Raw genomic sequence first — 24,677 nt, forward strand, 5'->3', positions numbered from 1 at the left:
CGAAACGGGCGGCCATCGCGGCATGGCTCCTTGCAGGGTCCATTTCTACGCCGGCCAATGGTGGTTCGACTTGACCTCGGTCAATCCGGAATGAACACGGAAGATTCAGCCGGCATCGCGCTGTTTCGATGCCGCCACGGGGCTGCTGCGGCAGAGTTCGGCGAGCAGATCGGGGCGGCAGATGCGCACGGATTTGCGGTTGACCTCGAGCACGCCCATTTCCTCCAGGCGCGAGAACAGCCGGCTGACCGTCTCGACCACCAGGCCGAGGTAGTTGGCGATGTCGTAGCGCGACATCGACAAGGTGAGCGCGGTGCTGTCGCGCTGCAGGCGCTGGTAGCGGTCGGCCAGGCTCTTCAGGAAGATCGCCAGCTGTTCCTGGGCCTGCTGCCGGCCCATCATCACCAGGTGGCGGTGTTCCTCGATCACTTCGCGGCTGATCACCCGCATCAGTTGCCGGTGCAGCGCCGGCACCTCGCTGGTGACCTGCTGCAGCCGCGCATAGGGCAGCTCGCAGATGCTGCTGCGTTCCAGCGCCTCGGCCTGGCTGACATGCCGGTTCGAAGCCAGCGCGTCGAAACCGATGATTTCGCCGGGCAGGTGGAAGCCGAGGATCTGCACGTCGCCGGAATCGTCCTGCACGAAGGTCTTGAGCGAGCCGGAACGCACCACGTAGAGCGCCTCGAACGGGTCGCCATCGCGGTACAGCATGCCGCCGCGGTCCAGCGTGCGCTTGTCGCGGACCGCCGTGTCCAGCCGTTCCAGATCGTCGTTGCCGATGCCGGCAGGCAGGCACAGTTCGCTCAGGGCACAGGACGAGCAACTGCGTCGCAGTTGGCTCAGATCAAGGACGTTGGTTCCGGAGTCCATCAACGTCCTCGCAGGGCTTGAGATGGGCTCGCATGGACCCGGCAGGCAGCCGGATCGTGTGGCCGCACCATAGCATGGCGGGGTGCAAATTCCGTGTGTATTTGACCGGAGTCAAGTTGCGCGCGGGTCTTTCATCGCAGGCTGTCGGCATGGGCCGGAGCAGCGCGTGATCGTGCAGAACCGGCCGTTGCCGACATCCCGCCTGCAAGAGATTGTCATGAACTGGAAAAACACCACCGACCGTTACGGCTCGCTGTCGATCGGCATGCACTGGCTGATGCTGCTGTTGCTGGTCGCCGTGTATGCCTGCATCGAGTTGCGCGGCTTTTACCCGCGCGGCAGCGACCTGCGCGAGGGCCTGAAGACCTGGCACTTCATGCTGGGCCTTGGTGTGTTCGTACTGGTCTTCGCGCGCCTGGCGATCCGCTTCGCGGCGGGGGCGACGCCGCCGATCCGGCCGGCGCCACCGGTGTGGCAGGAGCGCCTGGCCGGGCTGATGCACCTGGCGCTGTACGCCTTCCTGATCGCGATGCCGCTGCTCGGCTGGCTTACTCTCAGCGCCGCGGGCAAGCCGATTCCGTTCTTCGGCCTGCAGTTGCCGGCGCTGGTGGGGGCGGACAAGGCACTCGCCGATTCGCTGAAGGAAATCCACGAGACCATCGGCACGGTCGGCTACTACCTGGTCGGCCTGCACGCGGCCGCCGCGCTGCTCCACCACTACGGCATGCGCGACAACACCTTGCGACGCATGCTGCCGGGTTGACTCAGTCGACCTTGACCGGCTCATGCAGGCCGGGTAGTTGGCAGGCTATGCGCGGCGTTCTGAGTCGTCTGCCCGCCGATAGTGCTGCTCAACGGCAAACCAGCACCGGTACGTCGCCGTTGAGGATCACCTTGTGCGTCTCGCTGCCCAGCAGCAGCCGGTCGAAGCCGCGCCAGCCGTGCGAGGCCATCACGATCAGGTCGCACTGGTGCTTGCGGGCAGCGCCGACGATGGCGGAGTAGGGGCGCGCATCGACCTCGGAGCTGCTTTCGCAAGAGACGCCGGCGGCCTCCGCACGCCGACGCACGTCGGCCAGGTAGCGCTCGGCGTTGGCGTTGGCTTCCTGGGTGTATGCGGGCTCGTTGGCCTGGACGAACTCGGCGAAATAGGTGGAAGCAGGGAACGGCGCGATCACGTGGAACGCGTGCACGCGGGCTCCCAGCCTGGCGGCCAGCTCGATGCCGGTGTCGACGGCGCGCAGGGACAGCTCGGAACCGTCGGTGGGCAGCAGGATGTGCTTGAACATGGCGAACTCCTCTACTTTCTCGATAATCAGCGGCAGGTGTAGCCGCCATCGATGACCAGCTCGCCGCCGGTCACCAGTGCCACTTTGCCGCTCAATCTGCCCATGGCCATGCCTCCTCGGGGAGTTGAGACATAGCATGTGCGCGCCGGCATGCCCGGGTATTGACCGGTGTCAAGTGGAGGTCATGCCGGCGCGTCGATGTCGCCGAAGCGAATCATTTCAGCTGGGTGCAGGTAGCGGCCTGGGCGGAGTTGGCGGGAGCGCCGCGGATGCGGCCGGCGTTGGAGACCACGACGACGAGCGCATCGCTCGCCTTGGACGGCTGGCAGAACAGCAGGGTGATGTTGCTGCCACTGGCGCTGCCGTCGGGATGGAAGCGCACGACGTGCCGGCCGCCGCTGCTGTAGATGGCCACTTTCCCGGCGTAGCCCCGGCCGACGTGCAGCGGACCGCCGTCGGGCTGGTCATCGTGATCGCCGTCGCGGCCGAGCAGCCAGCCGTTCTCCCAGCGCGTGGCGTCGCTGCAGCTGCTGCCATCCAGCGTAGGGCAGAACAGCGTGCGCCGGCCGCTCGTGACGGCAGCCTCGCGGGCATGTTGCAGGGCTGCGATGAAGTCGGTCTGGGCGACCCGCAGTTCGTTGCGGCTCAGCAATTGGCGCAAGGGCGGGGCGGCGATGCCCATGAGTACCGCGATGATGGCGAGCACCATGATCTGCTCGATCAGGGTCATGCCGCACTGCCGGCGCAATGGCCCGGGATTCCTTGAAACCGTCACGGTGTCGCTTCCTGCGTGGTCCGGGAGGTTCATGCTAGGGCGATGCCGTCGCCCGGCCAGCAGTCCGGCCGCCAGCCGGCTGTCGGTTTCTGCTGACGCGTCCTGTCAGCAGGGACGATTTAAAATGACCTGTCGCACCCACATCTGTAGCCGATGACTGACCGCTTCCAACTCGTCGCCCCCTACCAGCCCGCCGGCGACCAGCCGCAGGCGATCGTGCGCCTGGCCGAAGGTTTCGAGGCCGGCCTGGCCACGCAGACCCTGCTCGGCGTGACCGGTTCGGGCAAGACCTACACCATCGCCAACGTGATCGAGCGCATCCAGCGCCCGACCATCGTGATGGCGCCGAACAAGACGCTGGCCGCGCAGTTGTACGGCGAGTTCAAGGAGTTCTTCCCGCACAACGCGGTGGAGTACTTCGTCAGCTACTACGACTACTACCAGCCGGAAGCCTACGTGGTGGCGTCGGATACCTTCATCGAGAAGGACGCCTCGATCAACGAGCACATCGAGCAGATGCGCCTGTCGGCGACCAAGGCGCTGCTGTCGCGGCGGGATTCGATCATCGTGGCCACGGTGTCGGCGATCTACGGCCTGGGCAACCCGGAGGACTACCTGAGCCTGCGGCTGATCCTGGCCAAGGGCGAGCGGATCGAGCAGCGCAAGCTGATCCACCAGTTGACCGAGCTGCAATACACCCGCAACGAGATGGAGTTGCGCCGCGGCACCTACCGCGTGCGCGGCGAGATCATCGACGTGTTCCCGGCCGAGTCGGAAACCGAGGCGCTGCGCATCGAGCTGTTCGACGGCGAGGTGGAAAACATGGCGCTGTTCGACCCGCTCACCGGCGAGATGATCCGCAAGGTGCAGCGCTATACGGTCTACCCGCGCACGCATTACGCCAGCACGCGCGAGAGCGTGCTGAACGCGGTCGAGACGATCAAGGTCGAGCTGAAGGAACGGCTGGAGCTGCTGTACCGTGAGAACAAGCTGGTCGAGGCGCAACGGCTGGACCAGCGCACCCGCTTCGACCTGGAAATGATGGCCGAAGTGGGCTACTGCCAGGGCATCGAGAACTACTCGCGCCACCTGACCCGGCGCGAACCGGGCGAGCCGCCGCCGACGCTGTTCGACTACCTGCCGGCCGATGGGCTGCTGGTGGTGGACGAGTCGCACGTCACCGTGCCGCAGCTCGGCGCGATGTACAAGGGCGACCGCTCGCGCAAGGAGACGCTGGTGGAGTTCGGTTTCCGCCTGCCGTCGGCGATGGACAACCGACCGCTGCGTTTCGAGGAATGGGAGGAACGCGTGCCGCGCGCGATCTACGTCTCCGCGACACCGCGTGCGTACGAACTGGACAAGTCCGGCGACGCGGTGACCGAGCTGGTGGTGCGCCCGACCGGCCTGGTCGACCCGGAAGTGGAGGTGCGCCCGGTGCGCACCCAGGTCGACGACCTGCTCAGCGAGGTGCACAAGCGCGTGGCGATCGGCGACCGCGTGCTGGTCACCACACTGACCAAGCGCATGGCCGAGAACCTCACCGAATACCTGTCAGAGCACGACGTGAAAGTGCGCTACCTGCATTCGGACATCGAGACGGTCGAGCGCAGCGAGATCATCCGCGACCTGCGCCTGGGCGAGTTCGACGTGCTGGTCGGCATCAACCTGCTGCGCGAGGGCCTGGACATGCCCGAGGTATCGCTGGTGGCGATCCTCGACGCGGACAAGGAAGGCTTCCTGCGTTCCACCGGCTCGCTGATCCAGACCATCGGCCGCGCCGCCCGCAACGTGCGCGGCAAGGCGATCCTGTACGGCGACAACGTCACCCGCTCGATGCAGGCGGCGATGGACGAGACCGCCCGCCGCCGCGAGAAGCAGGTAGCGTGGAATCTGCAGCAGGGCATCACCCCGACCACCATCGTGCGGCGCATCGCCGACATCATGGAGGGCGCGCGCAGCGAGGCCGGCAATCGCCGCGGCAGCAAGTCGTCCGCGCGCGGCCGTGTTGCCGTGGCCGAGCAGGCCGCCGACTACGCCGGGCTCAGCGCGCCGCAGGCGGCAGGCATGCTGAAGAAGCTGGAGGCCAGGATGTACAAGCACGCGCAGAACCTGGAATTCGAGGACGCCGCCCGGCTGCGCGACCAGATCCATCAGCTGCGCGAGCAGGCCCTGCGCTGAGCCGGCAACCCGGTCACCGGCGGGATATTGTCGAGCGCCGGCAGCTCCCGTATACTGCGCGGCTCGCGTAGCTGGTATGCGCGATACGGGCGGTTAGCTCAGCGGTAGAGCACTACCTTGACATGGTAGGGGTCACAAGTTCGATCCTTGTACCGCCCACCACCTTCGACCCAGCAACGGCGCAGCTTTCGGGCTTGGCGCCGTTTCTGCGTTTGGCGGTTGCTAACCCCGTACTGACCCCGTGCAGACGGGGTACATCCTTCGTCAGGTCGGCAATTCACGTATCCGGCGGGCTGCGCCCGGGCGATTATCCGGTTCTGCGCCGCCGCGACCGCTTCCAGCGCACCCAGCGTCGCTCCACCCAGAGCAGCGCCCGCCGCATCGGGCGACGCAGGAAGGGCAGGTCTTGCGCCAATAGCAACAGGCCCAGCGGCAGCATCCACATGCCCAGCAGGGGCAGGATGCTGAAAATCCCTCCCGCGATCAGGAGAAGTCCCACGGGAATGCGCACCCAGCGCGACGAAGGTTCCCGCAGCCATCGGATGCTTCGGCTGACCCGTTTCGGCAGCTCCCGCTCGAAACGGTCGAGCTGGTGGTTCAGCCTTTCCTCGTCTTTGTCGATCATGCCTTTCCAGTCACGCGTACCCACGAACACGCGCCATCCTATCGGCAAACCGGGTCAGGTGTGTCTGCGGGCCAAGCGGTCCTATTCTTCTTCGGTGGAAGCGGGCGGCACGTAGTCCGGATCTTCCGAGTCGCGCGCGTGGCGGATGGCATTGCGCAGGCGCAGGCCCAGGTGATCGAAGTCCAGGATGACCTTGTCGGAATGGACGGCTTTCACTGCTGAAAGCGGGACCACGAAGTCGCCGGCGTTCTCGATGTAGACGAGCAGTTCGGGCAGGCCGTGCCTGATCTCGCGGACCGAGCCGACGCCCTCGGCCCCGTCGGAGACGAAAACCATGAATCCTTCGCTGATCTGACCGTGCATGATGCGATCTCCCTGCGAAACTGGGCGGGTTGAGCTTCGCGTTGCGACGGCATGAGCGGCGGACAGTGCTGCGACCAGCCTTCGCAATGCGGGCTGCAGCGAATGATGGACACACCCGCCGTTTCGAAGCGGTGAAAATGCACAGGGTCGCGCTGCCTGTCCCCGGCAGTACCCGAGCCCTGGCGTCGAAGGATGCGGAAACGGCGGTCCCAAAGCGGTTCATTTCCGGCGTCGGGGCAGGGTGTGGAAGAATGGACATGCGCCCGGTTTCTCCCGTCGTGTGCCGTATGCGAGTGAACCCGGCTGCGGCAAGCATGACTGCAGCATGTACCCTTAACGGTCGACCCCGGCCGACCGACTGCCACCAGCGAATGAATCCCATGCAAGCCATCGAAACCCTGATCGACGACACCTTCGAACGCCGCAACGCGCTGACCCAGGCCGAGATCGAAACCCATCTGCGCCCGGCCATCGGTCAGGTTCTGGATCTACTCGAATCCGGCGAGCGCCGCGTCGCCGAGCCGGACGGCCACGGCGGCTGGACGGTGAACCAGTGGATCAAGAAAGCGGTGCTGCTGTACTTCCGCATCAACGACAACCAGGTGGTCGACGGCGGCCCGGCGCAGGCGTTCGACAAGGTGCCGCTGCGCTTCGCCCACGGCAACGATGCCGAGCTGCAGCAGCTCGGCGCACGCGTGGTGCCCGGTGCGCTGGTACGCCGCGGTGCACACATCGCGAAGGACGCGGTGCTGATGCCCAGCTACGTCAACATCGGCGCGTATGTCGGTGCCGGCAGCATGATCGACACCTGGGCCACGGTGGGTTCCTGCGCGCAGATCGGTGCGGGCGTGCACCTGTCCGGCGGCGTCGGCATCGGCGGTGTGCTGGAGCCGCTGCAGGCCAACCCCACGATCGTCGAGGACAACTGCTTCATCGGCGCGCGCTCCGAAGTGGTCGAGGGCGTGGTGGTGGAGCGCGGCAGCGTGATCGGCATGGGCGTGTTCCTCGGCCAGTCCACCCGCATCTACAACCGCGCCACCGGCGAAGTGAGCTACGGTCGCGTGCCGGCCGGCAGCGTGGTGGTGGCCGGCAGCCTGCCGGCGAAAGACGGCAGCCACAGCCTGTACGCGGCGGTCATCGTCAAACAGGTCGACGCGAAGACGCGCGGCAAGACCAGCATCAACGAACTGTTGCGGAGCGGCGAATGAACCCTGTCGTGTATGGACTGCCGAATTGCGACACCTGCAAGAAGGCGCGCAACTGGCTCGCCCGCTTCGAGGTGGCGCACGACTTCGTCGACTACCGCGCCAACCCGGTGCCGGCGGCGACGCTGAAGGACTGGGCGGCGCAGCTCGGCGGCTGGGAAAAACTGGTGAACAAGTCGTCCACCACCTGGCGCAACCTGCTGCCGCAGCGCAAGAACCCGGGCAGCGATCCGGAGTGGACGCTGCTGCTGAAGGAATACCCCGCGCTGATCCGCCGCCCGGTGGTGGTGCAGCCCGACGGCGCGGTGAGCGTGGGCTTCACCGACAACGGCTTCAAGAAGCTGTTCGGGCGCTGAGGTGCCGACGCGCCTTTCCAAGATCCTGATAATGGCGACGATCGCGCTGTGGCTGGCGCTGGTCGCGTTCGGCAACATCACCGACTACGGCAGCAACTGGGTCTTCGTGCAGCACGTGCTGGCGATGGATTCGATCTTTCCCGACGCCGGCATCCATTACCGTGCGATCCATGCGCCGCTGCTGCAGCACGCCGCCTACGTACTGATCATCGCCGCCGAGACGCTGGCCGCGGTGCTGTGCGGAGCCGGTGCCTGGCGCATGTGGCGTGCACGTCGCGCGCCTGCGGCGACGTTCCATCGCGCCGGGCAGCTCGCCGTGACCGGACTGACGGTCGGCGTGCTGCTGTGGCTGGGCGGCTTCATGGCGATCGGCGGCGAATGGTTCGGCATGTGGATGTCCACGCAGTGGAACGGCCTGGCCAGCGCCTTTCGTTTCGTTGTCGTGTTGCTGGTTGCACTGGCCTATCTCGGCCAGCGCGACGACGAACTCGGCGATTGAGCCGGGAGGCTGCGATGGGCAATCACCGTACCCGCAGGTTCCGCGGCAATCTGCGCATCGAGCGCGACAACGCCGCGCTGTACGCGCGGCTGGCCGAGCTGGCTACCGATGCGCGGCTGGCCCACGTCTACCGGCGCATCGCCGCGGGCGAGCAGGTCAATGCGCAGTTCTGGGAGGCGCGTCTGCGCGAACTGGGCGAGGCCGTGCCGCCAGCGCGGATCGGTCTGCGCGTACGTGCGCTGAGCTGGTTCGCGCAGCACTTCGGCACCGAGTTCGTGATGCCGACGGTGGTGCGGCTGGAGCACGCCGACCAGGGCGCCACGCCAGTCGATCGCAGCGGTCATCGCGACCATTTCGTCGTGCCACGCGGGATCGGGTCCCAGCAGGCCGGTTCGCGCAGTCATCGCCATCGCACGCAGAGCGGCAACACCTTGCGTGCGGCCGTGCTCGGCGCCAACGATGGGCTGGTTTCCAACGTCAGCCTGGTGATGGGCATGGCCGGCGCCGCCACGGGCGATCGTGCGGTGCTGCTGGCCGGCCTGGCCGGACTGGTTGCCGGTGCCTGCTCGATGGCGCTGGGCGAGTGGCTGTCGGTGAACAGTTCGCGCGAGTTCTACCAGGCGCAGATCACCGAGCGCGCCGAACGCCTGGCCGTGGCGCCGGAGGACGGCCTCGAGCATATCGCCGGCATCTATCGCGACAAGGGACTGGAGCCGGCCGCAGCCGAGCACCTGGCCGGGCACATCGCCGAGACGCCGCGCGCGGCGCTGGACATGCTGGTGCGCGAGGATCTGGGCGTCGATCCGGGCGAACTGGGCGGCTCGGCGTGGGGCGCGGCGATCTCGTCGTTCTGCCTGTTCGCCTGCGGCGCGCTGTTTCCGGTGGCGCCGTACTTCTTCCTCGGCGGCCATGCCGCGCTGCTGGCCAGCGGGTGCTCCACCGCGGCGGGGCTGGCGTTGATCGGCATCGGCACTTCGCTGTTCACCGGCCGCAGCATGCTGTTCTCGATCGCCCGCCAGTTCGGCATCACCGCCGCGGCTGCGGCGATCACCTACGGCGTGGGCCATCTGCTGGGCGTGGTGCTGGCCTAGCTTGATATGCTGCGTCATCGCCCATCGCTGTGCCGCGTGAGTCTCCATGTCCGACGTCTTCGAGCTTGCCTGTGACCTGATCCGCCGCCGCTCGGTGACGCCGGAAGACGCCGGCTGCCTGCCGTTGATCGGCACCCGACTCGAGCGCGCCGGCTTTCGCGCCGAGCATCTGCGTTACGGCGAGGTGGACAACCTCTGGGCCACCCACGGCGCTACCGGCCCGACCCTGATGTTCCTCGGCCATACCGACGTGGTGCCGAGCGGTCCGGAAGCCTCGTGGCATAGCCCGCCGTTTGAACCGACAATTCGCGATGGCCGTCTATACGGCCGTGGCGCCGCCGACATGAAAGGTGCGGTGGCGGCGATGGTGGTGGCGCTGGAACAATTTGTGGCGGCGCATCCGGGCCATCGCGGCCGGGTCGGACTATTGCTGACCAGCGATGAGGAAGGGCCGACCAATCTCGATGGCGTGCGCAAGGTGGTGGAGCACTTCCGTGCCACCGGCGAGCGCATCGACTGGTGCGTGGTAGGCGAACCGTCGGCGAAGCAGCGGCTGGGCGACCTGATCCGCGTGGGCCGACGCGGCTCGCTGTCGGGCACGCTTCGCGTGCGCGGCGTGCAGGGGCATGTGGCGTATCCGGAGAAGGCGCTGAATCCGATCCACGCCTTTGCGCCGGCGCTGGCCGAGCTGGCGACCGAGCGCTGGGACGAAGGCAACGGCGACTTTCCGCCCACCTCGTTCCAGGTCCCCAATCTCAACGCCGGCACCGGCGCCAACAACGTGATTCCCGGCGAGCTCACCGCGCTGATCAACTTCCGCTACTGCACCGCCAGCCGCGCCGAAGATCTGCGCGCGCGCACCGAGGCGATCCTGCATCGGCATGGCCTGGACTTCGTGCTGGACTGGAACCTCTCCGGCGAGCCGTTCCTCACCCCGCCTGGCGGCGTGCTGCGCGAAACCGTGGTGGCCGTCTGCCGCGACCTGTGCGGCATCGACCCCGAACAGAGCACCGGCGGCGGCACCTCCGACGGCCGCTTCATCGCGCCGATGGGCACCGAAGTAGTGGAGATCGGCCCGGTCAACGCGACCATCCACAAAGTGGACGAGTGCGTGGCGCTGGAGGAACTGGAGCAGTTGCCGGCGTTGTACGAGGCCATCTGCGAACGGCTGCTTGGTCGGAGTGATCGCGGGTAGCAGTGCCGGGTGTTACCCCCAGCACCGAACGGACTGGTTCAAGAGCGACCTGCTGCAGAGCCGTCATTCCCGCGAAAGCGAAAATCCAGCGACTTCAGGATTCGTGAGTGGTGCGAAAGGCGCTGGATTCCCGCTTTCGCAGAAATGACGAAATGCCTCCAGGCGGGCACAACCCTGCGCTGAATGTCCGCATGTTGTGGTTGCCACGATTCGCCTCAGCGCCCGGGTTGCAACACCAGCGTGTGTTGCGTCGCCCCCGGCAACAGCGGCGTCGGCTTTCCTTCGACCCAATCCGCGTGCCCCGCGCCGAAGTACGGCGACAGCGGGTGGTCGCTCTGGCCGCCGGGCATGTTGAGGATGCCGTCGGCTTCGTGGCCGGGCGCCACGTCCAGGTGCTCGGAGGCGCCGAAACCGGGCGAGGCGACGTGCGGCATGTTGTTGTCGCCGGGGATGGGCTGGTCGGGCATGTCGATGAAGCGGCCCAGCCAGGACGGTAGCGCGGCGGACAGCGGGTGCTTGATCCCGGCGCGGTTGCGTTCGCCCCAGCTGCGCGCGGCGAGGCCGCCGGGTTGCCGGCCGAGTTCGGCCACCACTTGACGGGCGGCGTCGGTGAGCAGGGCGTGCCAGTCGGGGTATTTCGGGTCGAGCAGGTACGCGGGCCGGGCGCGCACCAGCGCCCACACGGCCGCTTCGGCGCTGTTCTCGCCGGGCCAGCTGAAGTCCGGGTAGCGCTGCTGCACTTGCGCCGCAAACGGAGCCAGCACGGCTGCGCCGACCTGGTCGCGGAAGGCGCGTACCAGCCGGTAATCGACGCTGTCGACGGCGGCGCGTTCCTGCCACTGCGCGGTGAGCTGGCGCAACTGCTGCAGTGACGGGTCGGTGCTGCCGGCCAGGGTGTCCTGCAGCAGGCGCTGCCAGCGGGTGAGAAACACCGCGCGGTTGTCCATCTGGATATCGAGCAGGTTGCCGGGGGTGAAGCTGGCGCGGGCGCGCAGGTCGTCGCGGATCTGCTGCGCGCGCGCGCCGAGGTCGTGGCCGCCGTTGCCGAGCAGGGCCAGCGCATCGCCGTCGACGGTGCGGTTGTTCGCCGTCCACAGCCGGCCTTCGCCCGGATTTTCGATGCGCGGGTAGCGCGCCGGCATGGCCCAGCCCTGCCAGCCGCTGCCGGGTTTCGACCAGTCCGACGGCAGCAGCGGGTCGATGCCGGTGCGCAGCGGGATGCTGTTGCCGGCGATGGTCCAGCCGATGTGCCCGGCGCGGTCGGCGACCAGCAGGTTCTGCGGCGGCATGCCGAGCCGCGGCGCCAGGTCCAGCGCACCGGCCACGTCGGTAGTTCGTTCCAGTTGCATCAGTTCGACGTTGTAGCCGTGCGCGCGGCCGCCGATCCACGCCAGCGCCAGCGGCGTGCCGTCGGCGTCCTGGCCCATGATCGGGCCCCAGCGGGTGTCTTCGACCTTGAGGATGGTATCCGGCTGGCCTTTGACCTGGATGTGTTCGTCGTGGCTGTCGATGCGGGCCCAGCCATCGGGCACTTTGTAGCGCGTGGGGTCGGCGGGATCGCGCAGCACGCGCACCCAGTCCTGCCAGTCGCCGTAGCTGTTGGTGAAGCCCCAGGCGATCTGGCCGTTGGAGCCGACGATGATCGCCGGCGTGCCGGGCAGGCTGACGCCGTTGACGTCGCGCTGGCCGTTCGGTGCGCTGGCGTCGGGGTAGCGCAGGCGGGTGCGGAACCAGATGTTCGGCACGCGCAGGCTCAGGTGCATGTCGTTCGCCAGCATCGCCGCGCCGCTGCCGGTGAGTGCGCCGGCGACCGCGAAATTGTTGCTGCCGGGGCGCACTGCATCGAGCGCCGGCGCCAGGGCGGCGAGCAGCGCCGCGGAGGGCTGCGACGGCGCGAGCTGGTGCAGGTCGAACACGCTGGCAGGCGGAATCACCGGTGGCCGCGACAGCCGGCCGCTCAGCGGCGCCTCCCAGTCGGGGTCGGGCGCCAGCAGGAAATCCACCAGCGATCCGGGCAGCACCGCGCGCATCTGCGCAAAGCGCAGTTCGCGCTCGTTGCGGCCGTCGCTGTTGAGGTCCAGGTACATCGCGGCGATCACCAGCGCGCTGTCCTCCGAGCGCCATGGCTGCGGCTGGCTGCCCAGCAGCAGGTATTCCCACGGCCGCACGCGCAGGTCGGCAAGGCCGGCGTTGACGCCGTCGCGGTAGCGGTCCAGTTCGTGTTGCTGCTCCGGCGGCAACTGCGCATAGGCGGCCTCGACCACGGCGCGCAGGCGATGGCGGCGATGGTTGAGATCGACCTTCAGCGCGGCCGGCCCGACCAACGCGGACAATTCGCCGGCGCTCATGCGGCGCATCAGGTCCATCGCGAAGAAGCGCTCCTGCGCGTGCGCGTAGCCAAGCGCGTAGCTGATGTCCGCGCGGTTTTTCCCCTCGATGGTGACCGTGCCCAGCGCGTCGCGGTCGATGCTGACCGCGGCGGTGAGGCCTGTGGCCGGGCGCGTGCCGTCGAGCCGCGCCTGGCTGCCGGCGAGCAGCCACCAGAGCGCGAGGAAAGCCAGCAGCAACAGCGCCAGCAAGGCCAGCAGCAAGGTGCGCAGGATGCGCCAGCGGCGGGTCGTCATGGCTTGGCGAACACCGCGAAGATGCCGGCGTACGGCTTGACCATGAAGGCCGGCGCGCCGGCGTAGCCCTCGCCGTCGACGTACAGCTGCGAGATGCTGCCGTCCAGGTAGAGCGCGTCGCGGCAGCCCAGCTTGTCGCGGAACAGCCGTCCAAACGTATGGAAGTTCACGGGGGCCTCGCTCACGGCAAATACCACGTCGGTGGGGGTTTTCGCGCAGACGCCGCTGCGCCATTTCAGGCTGGACGAGTCGTCGATGAACTGTTCGTTGAGCTTGCCGTCGATCAGCAGCATCGGCCCGGACTGGGTCGCCCACTGCGCGCTCGCGCCGTCGGCCTTGAACGCGGCGCTGGTGCGCACCGCGGCATGGCCGTCCGGGTACACCGCGAACACGCCGTTCGGCAGCAGCGAGAAATTGCCCGAGGCGGGGTTGCCGTGCGCCAGGTTCAGTGGCACCACGGTCTTGCCGTTTTCCACGTACAGGCCGAGCGGCGCGAACTTGTGGTCGTAGATGCCCGCGTTGGCGGCAAACAGCAGGCGCCGGCCGCGCTGCTCGCCCCATTGGCGCAGCGTCTCGATACTGCCGAACGGCTGGCCGCTGGCGGGTTCGCGCCAGTGCAGGCTCAGTGGCTCGCGTTTCAGGTTCAGGTGCACGACGCGGTAGTTCTGGCCCTCGAACGCCAGCTCGCGGCTGTCCAGCGCGCGTGCGCTCGGCGTACAGCCGGGCATGCCGACGAGCAGCAGCAAGGGCAGCAGCGCGTGCAGCAGCACGCGTCGCAGCTGTCGTGCAGGGAAAATGTGGGGTGGCGGCGAAGCGGATGGGCGCATCCGTCGATGGTCGCCGCCCAGCCGCGTCGGTGCAAGTCCGCCGATGTCCCTGCGCCGGATATCGGCTGCCGCTAAACTTGGGTTTTTCCGCGGTGCCCGCCCATGCCCTATACCCCGATAGTGGCGACTCTCGGCTACGTGTTGTCGCCCGACCGCAGCGAAGTGTTGATGATCCACCGCAACGCCCGCCCCGACGACCTGCACCTGGGCAAGTACAACGGCCTCGGCGGCAAGATGGAACCGGGCGAGGATATTGCCGCCTGCATGCGCCGCGAGATCCGCGAGGAAGCCGGTATCGAATGCGAGTCGATGCAGTTGCGCGGCACGTTGAACTGGCCGGGTTTCGGCAAGCACGGCGAAGACTGGCTCGGTTTCATCTTCGTGATCGATCGCTACAGCGGCACGCCGTTCATGGTCAACCACGAAGGCACGCTGGAGTGGGTGGCGCTGGAGCGCCTGCCGACCCTGCCGATGTGGGAAGGCGACCGCCACTTCCTGCCGCTGGTGTTCGACGCCGACCCGCGCCCGTTCCATGGCGTGATGCCATACAAGGACGGGCGCATGCAGTCGTGGTCGTATACGCGATTGTGAGTGGCGGCGAGAGGATCGCCCGCATCATTGCCAGGGCGATCCGCGACGAAGCCGGCGGCGACAGCGAAGCAACCGAGCCGGCTGCGCTTAGGCCACGTCGCCGATCCAGGTCGGGCTGCTGAACTTGGTCAGCGCGAGTGCTTCGGCCTGGACCAGCTCGTCGGCGCGCAAACTGCCGTCGTTGAGGCCGTGCAGGCGGCGGAAGGTGGCGATCATGCGCTCGATCACCGCCTCGCGCGGCAGGCCGGTCTGGCTGCGCAGCGGGTCGACCCGCTTGGCCGCGCTGACGGTGCCCTTGTCGGACAGTTTTTCGCGGCCGATGCGCAGCACGTCCAGCATCTTCGCGGCGTCGATGTCGTAGGCCATGGTGACGTGATGCAGCACCGCGCCGCCGCGGTGCACCTGGGCGGCGCCGGCGATCTTGCCGCCTTCGGAGGTGATGTCGTTGAGCGGCTGGTACCACGCCTTGATGCCCAGTTCGCCGAGTGCTTCGAGCACCCACGCGTCGAAGAACGCATAGGCCTCCTGGAACGACAGCCCCTTGACCAGCGACTGCGGCGCGTAGATCGAATAGGTGATGGTGTTGCCCGGCTCGATGAACATCGCGCCGCCACCGGAAACCCGGCGCACCACCTCGATGCCGTGGCGCCGGGCTGCCTCGCCGTCCACTTCGTTGCGCAGCGACTGGAAGCGGCCGATCACCACCGCCGGCGCGGCCCATTCCCAGATGCGCAGGGTCGGCGCGCGGCGGCCGGCGCCGACTTCGTGGGTCAGCACGTCGTCCAGCGCCATGTGCAGGGTGGGCGATTGCGGCGCGGTGTGGATCAGCTGCCAGTCGTGGTCGCGCCAGTCGGTGCGCATCATGCGGCGGGTTCCCTGTGCAAGGCGCGGCGCACGGCTACCGCGACGGCTTCCGGCGAAAGACCATACATCATCACGTCGGCGGCGAGGGCGTCGCGCACGCTGGCGGCGAGCGCGGCTTCGTCGGCGTGTTCCGATTGACCCTCCAGCGCGCGGTTGATCGTGTCCAGCGCGCTGTCCGGTTCCAGGAAAAAATCGCCGCTCAGCTGCACGCCGGCAAGCCGGCCGTCGCGCACGGTGAGGTCGATCACCACCAGCTTGCCGCCGGGCATCTTGTATTCGCCGTGCATCGAAAGCGTCCCTGGCACCATGCGGCGATTATACCTTCGGTCAGTGGCCGCCACGGCCGTGGAAGTGATCGCTGCCGGCGCCGACCGAGATGCTGACGCCGCCGGTGGGGTGGTCGCAGCTGCCGAACGCCTTGGTGAGGTTGACCGTGCCGGTCTGGTAGCTGCCGCCGAAATGGTTGCCGCTGACCACGCCCATGCCGACGCTGCCGTGCAGCTGGGGCTGGTTGTAGCTGTAGTCGTCGCAGTCGGTGCCCGTCGCGGCGGCAGTGGTGTCGTTGTTGCCCATGCGCCCGCTGGTGTCGCCGTAGTACACGCCGGGCGCGTTGCGGGCCGGCGTGGCGGCGGTGGAACTCGGAGCAGGCAGGTCGCTGGGCGGCAGTTTCAGGTTCAGCGGCTTGTCGGCGCTCTGCGCCCACGCCGGCGCGGTCAGCAAGGTGACCAGCAGGGCGGGAAGGAACCGTGGCATGTTCATGCGTACTCCAAGGTTGTCACGTGTTCAACGCGCGATGCCGCGTTGGCGTGCACATCCCTGTTGGAAAGGCCGGACGTCGACAAGTTCCTGTGGCTGTTGTTCAACCGCTGGTCTCGATCCGCTCGACCCGGCGCAGGCCGCGCGGCAGCAGGCCGCCGCGGGTGGCGCGGTTGCCGCCGTACTCGACGAGGTCGGCCCAGCGCAGGGTGAGCTTGCGCTGGCCGGCGTACAGGGTGACCTCACCCTTGCCTTCGCTGACCACGGCCACGCCGGCCACGCGTTCGTCGCCGCTGACGAGTTTCGCCTTCGGCACCTCGATCAGCTTGTTGCCCTTGCCCTTGTCCAGCTCGGGCAGCTCGGCCACCGAGAACATCAGCAAGTGCCCTTCGGTGGTGACCACCACGATGCGGTCGCGCGCCGGGTCGGCACTGGTCTGCGGCGCCAGCACCTTGGCCTTGTCGCTGAGGCTGATGATCTGCTTGCCGGCCTTGTTGCGGCCGGTGAGCGATTCGAAGCGGGTGACGAAGCCGTAGCCGAAGTCGGTGGCGAGGATCAGCCGGGTGTCGTTGTCGCCGGCGACCACCGCGTCAAAGCTGGCGCCCGCGGCCGGGCTGAAGCGGCCGGTCAGCGGTTCGCCGTTGCCGCGTGCCGAAGGCAGGGTGTGCGCCAGCGTGGAGTAGGCGCGGCCGGTGGAGTCGATGAACGCAACCTGTTGCGTGGTGCGTGCCTTCACCGCGGCGAGCAGGCCGTCGCCTTCGCGGTAGTTCAGTGCCTCGGCGTCGACGTCGTGGCCCTTGGCCGCGCGCGCCCAGCCCTTCTGCGAGAGCACCACGGTGACCGGCTCGCTGGCCACCAGCGCGCTCTCGTCCAGCGCATGCGCCACCTCGCGCTCGACCAGCGGCGAGCGGCGCTCGTCGCCGAATTTCGCCGCATCGGCGCGCAGTTCGTCCTTGATCAGGCTCTTCAGCTTGGCCGGCGATTTCAGCAGCACGTTGATGCGCGCGCGCTCCTCTTCGAGCTGGTCGCGCTCGGCGTTGATCTTCATCTCCTCCAGTCGGGCCAGCTGGCGCAGGCGGGTTTCGAGGATGTAGTCGGTCTGTTCCTCGCTGAGCTTGAAGCGTGCCATCAGCACGGGCTTGGGCTCGTCCTCGCTGCGCACGATGCGGATGACTTCGTCGAGGTTGAGGTAGGCGGTGTGCAGGCCTTCGAGCAGATGCAGGCGGCGGTCGACCTTGGCCAGGCGATGTTCCAGGCGCCGGGTGACGGTGCTGGTGCGGAAGCTCAGCCACTCGCCGAGGATGCGTTTGAGATCCTTCACCTGCGGTCGGCCGTCGAGGCCGATCATGTTGAGGTTGACGCGGAAGCTCTTCTCCATGTCCGTCGTGGCGAACAGGTGCTGCATGGTCTCGTCGGCATCGACGCGGTTCGAGCGCGGCACGATCACCAGCCGGATCGGATTCTCGTGGTCGGACTCATCGCGCAGGTCCTCGATCATCGGCAGCTTCTTCGCGCGCATCTGCGCGGCGATCTGCTCGAGGATCTTCGACGGGCTGACCTGGTGCGGCAGCGCGGTGATCACGATGTTGCCTTCCTCGCGCTGGTACACCGCGCGGGCACGCACCGAACCGCCGCCGGCCTGGTAGATCGCCAGCAGGTCGGCGCGCGGGGTGATGATCTCCGCCTCGGTCGGGTAGTCCGGCCCGCGCACGTGCTCGCACAGGTCGGCGACGGTGGCGTCCGGATCGTCCAGCAAGCGGATGCATGCGGTGGCCAGCTCGCGCAGGTTGTGCGGCGGGATGTCGGTGGCCATGCCCACGGCGATGCCCATCGAACCGTTCAGCAGCACGTGCGGCACGCGCGCCGGCAGCCAGCTCGGCTCGTCCATGGTGCCGTCGAAGTTCGGTACCCAGTCCACCGTGCCCTGGGCCAGCTCGCCCAGCAGCGCCTCGGCGATCGGGCTGAGCTTGGATTCGGTGTAGCGCATCGCGGCGAAGCTCTTCGGGTCGTCCGGCGAACCGAAGTTGCCCTGGCCGTCGACCAGCGGGTAGCGGTACGAGAACGGCTGCGCCATCAGTACCATCGCCTCGTAGCACGACGAATCGCCGTGCGGATGGAATTTGCCGATCACGTCGCCGATGGTGCGTGCGGACTTTTTCGGCTTCGCGGTGGCCGCCAGGCCCAGCTCGCTCATCGCGTAGATGATGCGCCGCTGCACCGGCTTCAGGCCGTCGCCCACAAACGGCAGCGCGCGGTCCAGCACCACGTACATCGAATAGTCGAGATAGGCCCGCTCGGCGTATTCCTTCAGCGGGATCTGTTCGTAATTGGCTTGCAGGTTCATGCGGTGATGTCTGATGAGTAGCGCGCAGTGCGCGGATAACCGGTCGATGGTGCCAGAACGCGCCGGCCCGGGACAGCTTGCGGGAGCGCGGCTGTTGTGCCGCAACGGTTGCCGGGGTTCACCGGGTTTTGCCCTTGGGCGCGGGCAACGGCGGCGCGCGCAGCGGGACCGGCGTGGATTGCACGATCGAGGTCGTGGTCTGGCCGTAGCGCAGGAAGCGGTCGAGGATCAGGTCGAGGTTTTCCAGCGCATCCAGGTGCACTTTCATGATGAAGCAGTCTTCGCCGGTGACACGATGGCACTCCACGACTTGCGGCATCTTCTGCGCGAGTTCGGCGATCTTCGGCAACTGCCCGGGTACCGGGCGCACGCGCACATACGCCGTGATCGGCCAGCCCAGCGCCTTCGGATCCAGATCAAGCCGGTAGCCGCGGATCACGCCGGCTTCTTCCAGCCGGCTCAGGCGTTCTTTCACCGCCGGTGCCGACATCCCGACGCAGGCGGCCAGCTTGGTGACGGGCTGGCGCGGATCCTCCTGCAGCGCCTGCAGCAGCGCGACGTTGCGGGGGTCGGACAGGAGATTTGAAATCTGAGGCATCTTGGTTATTCAACCTGCAAGAAGCGAAATATTGACCGCTGAATCCTTTCTTTCGGCATGGATCATGCGCCGATACTTTGTAAAAGTGGAGCCATGAATGACGCGCACGATACCCCGACCTTGCGCCGGCCGGTGCCGACCCTGGCCGCGCTTGGCGACCGGCTGCCGCCGCACCTGTACTTCATCGTCAGCGCGGTCTTTCATTACCTCGGCCCGGCCTTCGCCGTCTTGCTGTTTGCCCGCGTCGAGCCGCTCGGCGTCGCCTGGCTGCGGATCGCCAGCGCCGCGTTGATCTTCGCCGTGTGGCGAAGGCCGTGGCGCTATTTCCTGCAGCAGGATGTCGCGGCGCGATGGAACATCGTGGGGCTGGGCGTCGTGCTCGGCTGCATGAACCTCTGTTTCTATCTGGCGATCGATCGCCTGCCGCTCGGCACGGTGGGCGCGATGGAATTCCTTGGTCCGATCGCGCTTGCCCTGGCCGGTACGCGCACCCGACGCAATGTGGTGGCGCTGGCCGTTGCGGTCGCCGGTGTGTGGATGCTGACCCACGTGCGCATCGTCGGCGAGGCGACGGGTTTTGTCTTCGCCTTCGCCAACTGCGCGCTGTTCATGCTGTATATCGTGCTCGGACATCGTGCCGCGAAGGATGGCGGCGGCGAGGGTATCGACCGTCTCGCCGCGGCGATGCTGGTGGCCTTGCTGCTGGTCATGCCGTTTGGCCTGCGCGACGCGGCGACGGCACTGGTCAGCCCCGGGCTGCTCGCGGCCGGTATCGGCATCGGCATTTCGTCGTCGGTGATCCCCTATGTCTGCGACCAGCTCGCGATGGCGCGACTGCCGCGCGCCACGTTCGCGCTGCTGCTTGCGCTGTTACCGGCCACGGCGAGCGTGATCGGTATCGTGGTGCTGCATCAGATACCGGGTTCGCTTGAGATGACCGGCATCGCGCTGGTCATCGTTGGAGTCAACCTGCATCGGGTGAGCAACCGGTGAGCGCAGGCGATCGCTTTTCGTTCCGTCGACATCCCCACGGGAGTGCACCTCATGAACTACATCAATCTCGGCAAATCCGGCCTCAAGGTCTCGCGCATCTGCCTGGGCTGCATGAGTTATTCGGTGACACCTACCGACGAGAGGCCATGGACGCTGGACGAGGAGCACGGCCGGCCGTTCATCCGCCGCGCGCTGGAACTGGGCATCAATTATTTCGACACGGCGAACATGTATTCGGGCGGCGGCAGCGAGCTGGTGCTGGGGCGCGCATTGCGCGATTTCGCCCGGCGCGAGGAGGTGGTGATCGCCACCAAGGTGTTCTATCCGATGCGCGGCGATGCGAATGGCGGCGGCCTGTCGCGCAAGGCGATCATGACCGAGATCGACGCCAGCCTGCGTCGCCTCGGCACCGACTACGTGGACCTCTACCAGATCCATCGCTGGGACGACGCCACGCCGATCGAGGAAACGCTGGAGGCGCTACACGACGTGGTGAAGGCGGGCAAGGCGCGCTATCTCGGCGCCTCGTCGATGTCGGCGTGGCAGTTCGCCAAAGCACTGTACACCGCCGACCTGCACGGCTGGACGCGTTTCGTGTCGATGCAGCCGCACTACAACCTGCTGTACCGCGAGGAGGAGCGCGAGATGCTGGCGCTGTGCGCCGACCAAGGCATCGGCGTGGTGCCGTGGAGCCCGCTGGCGCGCGGCCGGCTGGCGCGGGCGTGGGAGGACGAACCGAGCACCGTGCGCGGCGGCTCCGATCCGTGGGGCGATGGCGTGTATGCCGCGAGCAAGGCGGCGGACAAGGCCGTGGTGGATCGCGTCGGCGAGGTCGCCGCGCGGCTCGGCGTGCCGCGTGCGCAGGTGGCGCTGGCGTGGCTGCTGCAGCAGCCGGTGGTCACCGCGCCGATCGTGGGTGCGACCAAGCCGCATCATCTGGAGGAGGCGGTGGCGGCGTTGTCGGTCAGCCTGCCGCCGGCGGAGATCGCCGCGCTCGAGGCGCCGTATGCACCGCACGCCGTCGCCGGCATCGACTGATCAGGGCAGGCGCTCGACCGGGACGCCCAGCAATTCCAGTCGCGCTTGCACGCTGTCCGGCCCGGCCAGGTGCGCGGCACCGACGGCGATGAAGACGGTGCCCGGCTGCTGCAGCATCGCGGCGATCTTCGTCGCCCAGACCTGGTTGCGCTGCACCAGCAGCCGTTGGTAGAGCTTCGGCCCGCGCAGACGCATGTCGTCGTTGCCGATGCGGGCGATGGTGTCCACGTCGCCGGCCTTCCAGGCGTCGATCAGTTCGGTGAGCTGGAACGCGCCCTTGTCCGCGTCGCGCATGGTCGAGCGCAGCAGGGCCAGCTCGATCGCGCGCGGCATGTCGGCGAGAAAGCGGATCTGCTGTTCGGCGGTTTCCAGCCCCAGCACCGGCTTGCCGGTGGCGCTCATCTGCGCCTTCAGCTGCTTGTCCACGCCATGCTCCGGGTCGAGCCCGGCCTTCAGTAGCGGCGTCACCGCCAGCGTCAGCGCGGCCAGCCACGGACGCATCACGTTCAGCGTCTGCATGCCGCCGGGCACGCCGAGCTTGTTCGCCAGCAGGCTCAGCCGATGCGCCTCCGACGGGCTGAGCTGGCTGGACAGCGGATGCGTCGCATCCATCCCGTGGCGCAGCACCAGCGCCGCCATGTTCGCCGGGTCGTCGTCGGTGATTTCGATATACAGCGTCCGGCTGTCCGCCATCGCCCGGTCCAGCTCGGGGGTATGCCAACTGGCGTCGCTCGGCATCAGGTGCACCGTGCCGAACAGGTAGATCGTGGTGTCGGCGTCCTTCACCACCCACAAGGCGGGGTGGGCGATGGCTGCCACGGGCAGCAGCAGGGCGAGGCAGGCGAACAGGCGCAGGGCGATCGAGGACTTCATGCCGCGAGTGTCGCGGCAGGTCGTGGCCAGTTCAATCCCGGCGAGTTGGCGACGGCGTGGGCCGTCGGCCTGCGGAACCGCCGTGTCGGAGTTGCACAGGTGCCAGTTGACCCCCGGAACCTCGCCGTCGGGGTGGCGCATGTCCCCGTCGATATCGGGAACCTCGGCGTCGAGGTGGCGCACGTCCCCGTCGATATCCGGAACCTCGACATCGGGGTTCGGCACGTCCTGGCCGGGTTTCGCTACCGCCTTGCCGGACGCGGCGCAGCGAGATCGGGCGCGTGGGTGCGGGCCGGTAGCGAGGGCCGCGTCACGCCCCGCGGATGCTCGTGCAGCCGCCGGAGGATTTCGGGGCCGGTCAGTCGCCCGAACGCCAACGCGGCGGTTCGCCCTTCAGCCAGCACACGGCCGTCAGGCCGAGGGTAAGCAACACCAGACTGATCGCGAACATGACGGGGTCGGCCGCTGGCTGCAGGGAACGAAAGACTAGCGCAACACACCCCGCGTAGATGGCGAGGCAAACCCAGCCCTGCCACCGAACCGGCAGACCCCAGCCCCAGCCGTAGCGCTTGGCGGGAAACCAATACTTGTTCTGGCTATCCATTTCGGCTCCTTGGGAGGATTCGTGGCGTTTGGGTTTGAATGGACCTGATCGCGTTTTCGCCGCAGAGCGGGAAGGGGGGCGACCAACATGGCGTCGCCCGCACGGGCTTACGTCGGGGTTTCGTTGGTCAGCGCAAACGCGCTGGCGCGCGTCAGATCGAGCGGCCGCACCTCGCACACCAGGCCGTAGGCAAGGCACGGGTTCTCCGCCGCGATGCGCGCCGCTTCCTCCAGGCTGTTCGCGCGAATGAACCAGTACCCGCCGACCACTTCCTTGGCCTCGGCAAACGGGCCGTCCGTGGCCGCCTGCCGCGACACCACCTTACCCTCGCGGGCGAGCCGATGCCCGGGCCCGATCCTGCCCTCGCTCACCAGCCGGTCGTACCACGCATAGAACCGGTCGATCGCGCCCTGGATCTCGTCGCGCGAGGCGTCCTTGTCCCACTGACCGCGGCAGAGGATGAGGTAGTCGGAGGGTGGGGTTGGCTGGTTCATGGGTGGCTTCCGTTGGTGTTGCGTCGCGCCTATATGCGCGACCTCGCAGAAGAGAGGGGACACATGACCAGCAGTGGCCCGAAAGCTCAGGGCAAAAGCATCATGCGCATGGGGTTGATCGGAAGTCTCTTACGAAACTGTTAGGGCTAACGCTTTGGATGATAGTCAATAGCTGTGGGATCATAGATATCCCGCCTGATGTACTCGGATCCGTTATGCTCTGCCCAGCGCTGCATAAGCCGATCTATGTAACCATCAGCGAGGTGCTTGAATGTGCGGCAAGCACAAATCACTAGCATTTGGTTCTGGCGATCCCCGCCATTACTGATCTCATGAGACTCGAAGACAAGTAAGCAATAATCGATGTGTCGTGACTTCTTGTTCAAGTACTCACAGACCCGGTAAGCGACAACCCCCGGATCGAGGGGCGCAATGCTCTCATTTAAGATGATCAGTAGCCCGGTGGAGTCAATGCCAAGATGCTGCGAGGTATGCATAATTTGCTCGTTCGCAGATCGACACATCTCCTCGGTGTTTCGCGTGACATCTCTGAGAATCTTATGATGGAACCTATCGCTATCGGTTTGATCTTTGAATAGCTGCGTACTCACTATAGTGCCAAAGACAATGATGCCCGAATCTTCCAGGTGCTGATCTAGCCGACGATCGATCTTCGGTTGCGGGTCGTTCGTAACTGTCTTGACTTCGACAATGACGCTACGTTGATACAGAAGAAAGTCAGCTTTTCTAGTTTTTGGCGGAAAACAGAATTCTGGGGAATCAAGCCACTCCGAGTCGGGAAGGCTCTTCAAGAATTCTGTAAATCGATGTTCGAGAGAAGCTGGCACGTTAGCCCCAACGCTGGAGTTAAGTGGCGGCGAAGCCGTCCGCCTCGGACGAGTTGTTAGCGCTAAGCCTCATATTGCTCCATGAACTGCGGAAGGTACAATAAAAGACTCCGGACGCTTTCAGCCGATACTTCGTGCCACTGTGCGTGCAAGGCCGAATTGCGAAAGTCTTTAAACCCAAGAAGAATACCTTTTGTTGCTTTAGTGATGGCGCCGGCCTTGAATAGCTCCACGACAACGACGCTAAATTCTTGATTGAGCACCGTAGTAAGTTCGTGCTTTTCCGCAAGGCGCTTCGCTGAATCCTCAAGAACGGCAGCACCCAGGACCGCTGCCACCTCTGTACCGCCGTTGTCGAGCGCCTGGCTTGCGGCACTGATAAAATCCGACTTGATATCGAGCAGTACTTGAGTTCGTAGCTCTGCTAGGAGACCGTGCCTCAGCGCTTCCAATGTGCCATGAAGAATTCCTTCGGCAGATTGAAGATGAAATAGGGTTTCCTGCGAGACAGTTCTTGCCAAGCTGCGAGCTTGCACATGGTCCGCGCCATAAATGTAGTTGCCAAGTGCAATACACTCAGTACAGAGTGCTGAAAACGCAACCGTGTCTCTGAACCTAGAGACAACATTGCTGGAGTGCCACGTGGCGGCCACGGCTGGAAATTTCGTGAGCACGCGCTCTATTTGTGCAATTAATTCTTCAGTAGAAGCCACAAATTCCCCTTCGCACTAACGCCTGAAATCAGCGGCGCGCGTAGCGCGTCCGCTGGATTGATTT

At 66.6% G+C, this 24,677-nt stretch carries 26 protein-coding genes and 1 tRNA gene; 11 read left to right on the top strand and 16 right to left on the bottom strand.

Features of this window, described 5'->3' with window-relative positions; genetic code table 11:
- Positions 1–105: 105 nt before the first annotated feature.
- The gene (locus ASG75_RS00110) at positions 106–870 is read right to left on the bottom strand and encodes a cyclic nucleotide-binding domain-containing protein (protein ID WP_056384589.1); all 765 of its coding nucleotides are present in this window, start codon (positions 868–870) and stop codon (positions 106–108) included.
- Between the two features lie 217 nt (positions 871–1,087).
- Here ASG75_RS00110 and ASG75_RS00115 point away from each other — a divergent pair, with 217 nt between their 5' ends.
- A complete protein-coding gene (locus ASG75_RS00115; protein ID WP_056384591.1) occupies positions 1,088–1,633 on the top strand; it encodes a cytochrome b in 546 nt (181 codons plus the stop codon).
- Positions 1,634–1,721: 88 nt separating this feature from the next.
- On the opposite strand, the gene ASG75_RS00120 is transcribed toward ASG75_RS00115, so the two are convergent.
- Entirely contained in the window at positions 1,722–2,159 is a 438-nt protein-coding gene (locus tag ASG75_RS00120; RefSeq protein ID WP_056384592.1) for a universal stress protein, read from the bottom strand.
- A gap of 214 nt (positions 2,160–2,373) precedes the next feature.
- Positions 2,374–2,889 carry a GspH/FimT family pseudopilin gene (locus tag ASG75_RS00125; protein WP_056384595.1) on the bottom strand — a complete coding sequence of 172 codons (516 nt, stop codon included), beginning with the start codon at positions 2,887–2,889 and terminating at the stop codon, positions 2,374–2,376.
- Between the two features lie 198 nt (positions 2,890–3,087).
- Between ASG75_RS00125 and uvrB the strand changes: the two genes are divergently transcribed.
- Together uvrB and ASG75_RS00135 are read left to right on the top strand one after the other, a co-directional pair.
- On the top strand, positions 3,088–5,112 hold the full coding sequence (uvrB, locus tag ASG75_RS00130; protein WP_056384597.1) for an excinuclease ABC subunit UvrB: 2,025 nt from the start codon (positions 3,088–3,090) through the stop codon (positions 5,110–5,112).
- 87 nt (positions 5,113–5,199) lie between these two features.
- Positions 5,200–5,274 (top strand) — tRNA-Val (locus ASG75_RS00135).
- Between the two features lie 145 nt (positions 5,275–5,419).
- On the opposite strand, the gene ASG75_RS00140 is transcribed toward ASG75_RS00135, so the two are convergent.
- Positions 5,420–5,737 (bottom strand): hypothetical protein, encoded by a 318-nt coding sequence (locus ASG75_RS00140; protein WP_056384598.1) that lies wholly within the window; start codon positions 5,735–5,737, stop codon positions 5,420–5,422.
- A gap of 81 nt (positions 5,738–5,818) precedes the next feature.
- Complete coding sequence (locus tag ASG75_RS00145; RefSeq protein WP_056384600.1) at positions 5,819–6,100, bottom strand: hypothetical protein; 282 nt, start codon at positions 6,098–6,100, stop codon at positions 5,819–5,821.
- Between the two features lie 137 nt (positions 6,101–6,237).
- On the opposite strand from ASG75_RS00145, the gene dapD reads away from it, so the two are divergent.
- Genes dapD through dapE form a run of 5 tightly spaced genes read left to right on the top strand, consistent with a single transcriptional unit; the run spans position 6,238 to position 10,446 of the window.
- Entirely contained in the window at positions 6,238–7,308 is a 1,071-nt protein-coding gene (gene dapD, locus ASG75_RS00150; RefSeq protein WP_327213249.1) for a 2,3,4,5-tetrahydropyridine-2,6-dicarboxylate N-succinyltransferase, read from the top strand.
- Entirely contained in the window at positions 7,305–7,661 is a 357-nt protein-coding gene (locus ASG75_RS00155; protein ID WP_056384604.1) for a Spx/MgsR family RNA polymerase-binding regulatory protein, read from the top strand. The genes dapD and ASG75_RS00155 overlap by 4 nt, the downstream gene beginning before the upstream one ends.
- Before the next feature lies 1 nt (position 7,662).
- Positions 7,663–8,160: a DUF2165 domain-containing protein gene (locus tag ASG75_RS00160; protein ID WP_157616854.1), complete on the top strand. Its 498-nt coding sequence runs from the start codon at positions 7,663–7,665 to the stop codon at positions 8,158–8,160.
- Between the two features lie 14 nt (positions 8,161–8,174).
- A complete protein-coding gene (locus ASG75_RS00165) occupies positions 8,175–9,251 on the top strand; it encodes a VIT1/CCC1 transporter family protein (RefSeq protein ID WP_056384610.1) in 1,077 nt (358 codons plus the stop codon).
- A gap of 46 nt (positions 9,252–9,297) precedes the next feature.
- Positions 9,298–10,446 carry a succinyl-diaminopimelate desuccinylase gene (dapE, locus tag ASG75_RS00170; protein WP_056384612.1) on the top strand — a complete coding sequence of 383 codons (1,149 nt, stop codon included), beginning with the start codon at positions 9,298–9,300 and terminating at the stop codon, positions 10,444–10,446.
- A 215-nt stretch (positions 10,447–10,661) separates the two neighbouring features.
- Here dapE and ASG75_RS00175 read toward each other — a convergent pair whose 3' ends face one another.
- Together ASG75_RS00175 and ASG75_RS00180 are read right to left on the bottom strand one after the other, a co-directional pair.
- Positions 10,662–13,070, bottom strand: coding sequence for a penicillin acylase family protein (locus ASG75_RS00175; RefSeq protein WP_056384614.1), 2,409 nt, complete (start codon positions 13,068–13,070; stop codon positions 10,662–10,664).
- Complete coding sequence (locus ASG75_RS00180; protein WP_056386870.1) at positions 13,067–13,837, bottom strand: phosphodiester glycosidase family protein; 771 nt, start codon at positions 13,835–13,837, stop codon at positions 13,067–13,069. Before ASG75_RS00180 ends, ASG75_RS00175 begins: the two co-directional genes overlap by 4 nt.
- Positions 13,838–13,999: 162 nt before the next feature.
- Here ASG75_RS00180 and ASG75_RS00185 point away from each other — a divergent pair, with 162 nt between their 5' ends.
- Entirely contained in the window at positions 14,000–14,488 is a 489-nt protein-coding gene (locus ASG75_RS00185; protein WP_056384617.1) for an 8-oxo-dGTP diphosphatase, read from the top strand.
- An 87-nt stretch (positions 14,489–14,575) separates the two neighbouring features.
- On the opposite strand, the gene ASG75_RS00190 is transcribed toward ASG75_RS00185, so the two are convergent.
- The 5 genes from ASG75_RS00190 to ASG75_RS00210 all read right to left on the bottom strand — a co-directional run bounded on the left by ASG75_RS00190 (position 14,576) and on the right by ASG75_RS00210 (position 19,050).
- Positions 14,576–15,352 (bottom strand): biotin/lipoate A/B protein ligase family protein, encoded by a 777-nt coding sequence (locus ASG75_RS00190; protein ID WP_056384618.1) that lies wholly within the window; start codon positions 15,350–15,352, stop codon positions 14,576–14,578.
- Complete coding sequence (locus tag ASG75_RS00195; RefSeq protein ID WP_056384620.1) at positions 15,349–15,639, bottom strand: hypothetical protein; 291 nt, start codon at positions 15,637–15,639, stop codon at positions 15,349–15,351. The genes ASG75_RS00190 and ASG75_RS00195 overlap by 4 nt, the downstream gene beginning before the upstream one ends.
- 40 nt (positions 15,640–15,679) lie before the next feature.
- On the bottom strand, positions 15,680–16,111 hold the full coding sequence (locus tag ASG75_RS00200; RefSeq protein ID WP_056384622.1) for a hypothetical protein: 432 nt from the start codon (positions 16,109–16,111) through the stop codon (positions 15,680–15,682).
- 100 nt (positions 16,112–16,211) lie between these two features.
- A complete protein-coding gene (gene parC, locus ASG75_RS00205) occupies positions 16,212–18,452 on the bottom strand; it encodes a DNA topoisomerase IV subunit A (protein ID WP_056384623.1) in 2,241 nt (746 codons plus the stop codon).
- Between the two features lie 118 nt (positions 18,453–18,570).
- Positions 18,571–19,050, bottom strand: coding sequence for an Lrp/AsnC family transcriptional regulator (locus ASG75_RS00210; RefSeq protein ID WP_056384625.1), 480 nt, complete (start codon positions 19,048–19,050; stop codon positions 18,571–18,573).
- 93 nt (positions 19,051–19,143) lie between these two features.
- Here ASG75_RS00210 and ASG75_RS00215 point away from each other — a divergent pair, with 93 nt between their 5' ends.
- Entirely contained in the window at positions 19,144–20,043 is a 900-nt protein-coding gene (locus tag ASG75_RS00215; RefSeq protein WP_056384627.1) for an EamA family transporter, read from the top strand.
- A gap of 51 nt (positions 20,044–20,094) precedes the next feature.
- A complete protein-coding gene (locus ASG75_RS00220) occupies positions 20,095–21,081 on the top strand; it encodes an aldo/keto reductase (protein WP_056384628.1) in 987 nt (328 codons plus the stop codon).
- Here ASG75_RS00220 and ASG75_RS00225 read toward each other — a convergent pair whose 3' ends face one another.
- The 4 genes from ASG75_RS00225 to ASG75_RS16090 form a co-directional block, all read right to left on the bottom strand.
- Positions 21,082–22,179, bottom strand: a complete 1,098-nt coding sequence (locus ASG75_RS00225; RefSeq protein WP_157616855.1) for a TraB/GumN family protein — start codon at positions 22,177–22,179, stop codon at positions 21,082–21,084.
- 133 nt (positions 22,180–22,312) lie between these two features.
- Positions 22,313–22,558 (bottom strand): hypothetical protein, encoded by a 246-nt coding sequence (locus tag ASG75_RS00230; protein WP_056384630.1) that lies wholly within the window; start codon positions 22,556–22,558, stop codon positions 22,313–22,315.
- A gap of 107 nt (positions 22,559–22,665) precedes the next feature.
- Positions 22,666–23,052 carry a YciI family protein gene (locus ASG75_RS00235; protein ID WP_056384632.1) on the bottom strand — a complete coding sequence of 129 codons (387 nt, stop codon included), beginning with the start codon at positions 23,050–23,052 and terminating at the stop codon, positions 22,666–22,668.
- 910 nt (positions 23,053–23,962) lie between these two features.
- Entirely contained in the window at positions 23,963–24,613 is a 651-nt protein-coding gene (locus ASG75_RS16090) for a hypothetical protein (RefSeq protein ID WP_157616856.1), read from the bottom strand.
- Positions 24,614–24,677: the final 64 nt, after the last annotated feature.

This window comes from Rhodanobacter sp. Soil772, from assembly GCF_001428385.1.
Classification (GTDB): Bacteria; Pseudomonadota; Gammaproteobacteria; order Xanthomonadales; family Rhodanobacteraceae; genus Rhodanobacter.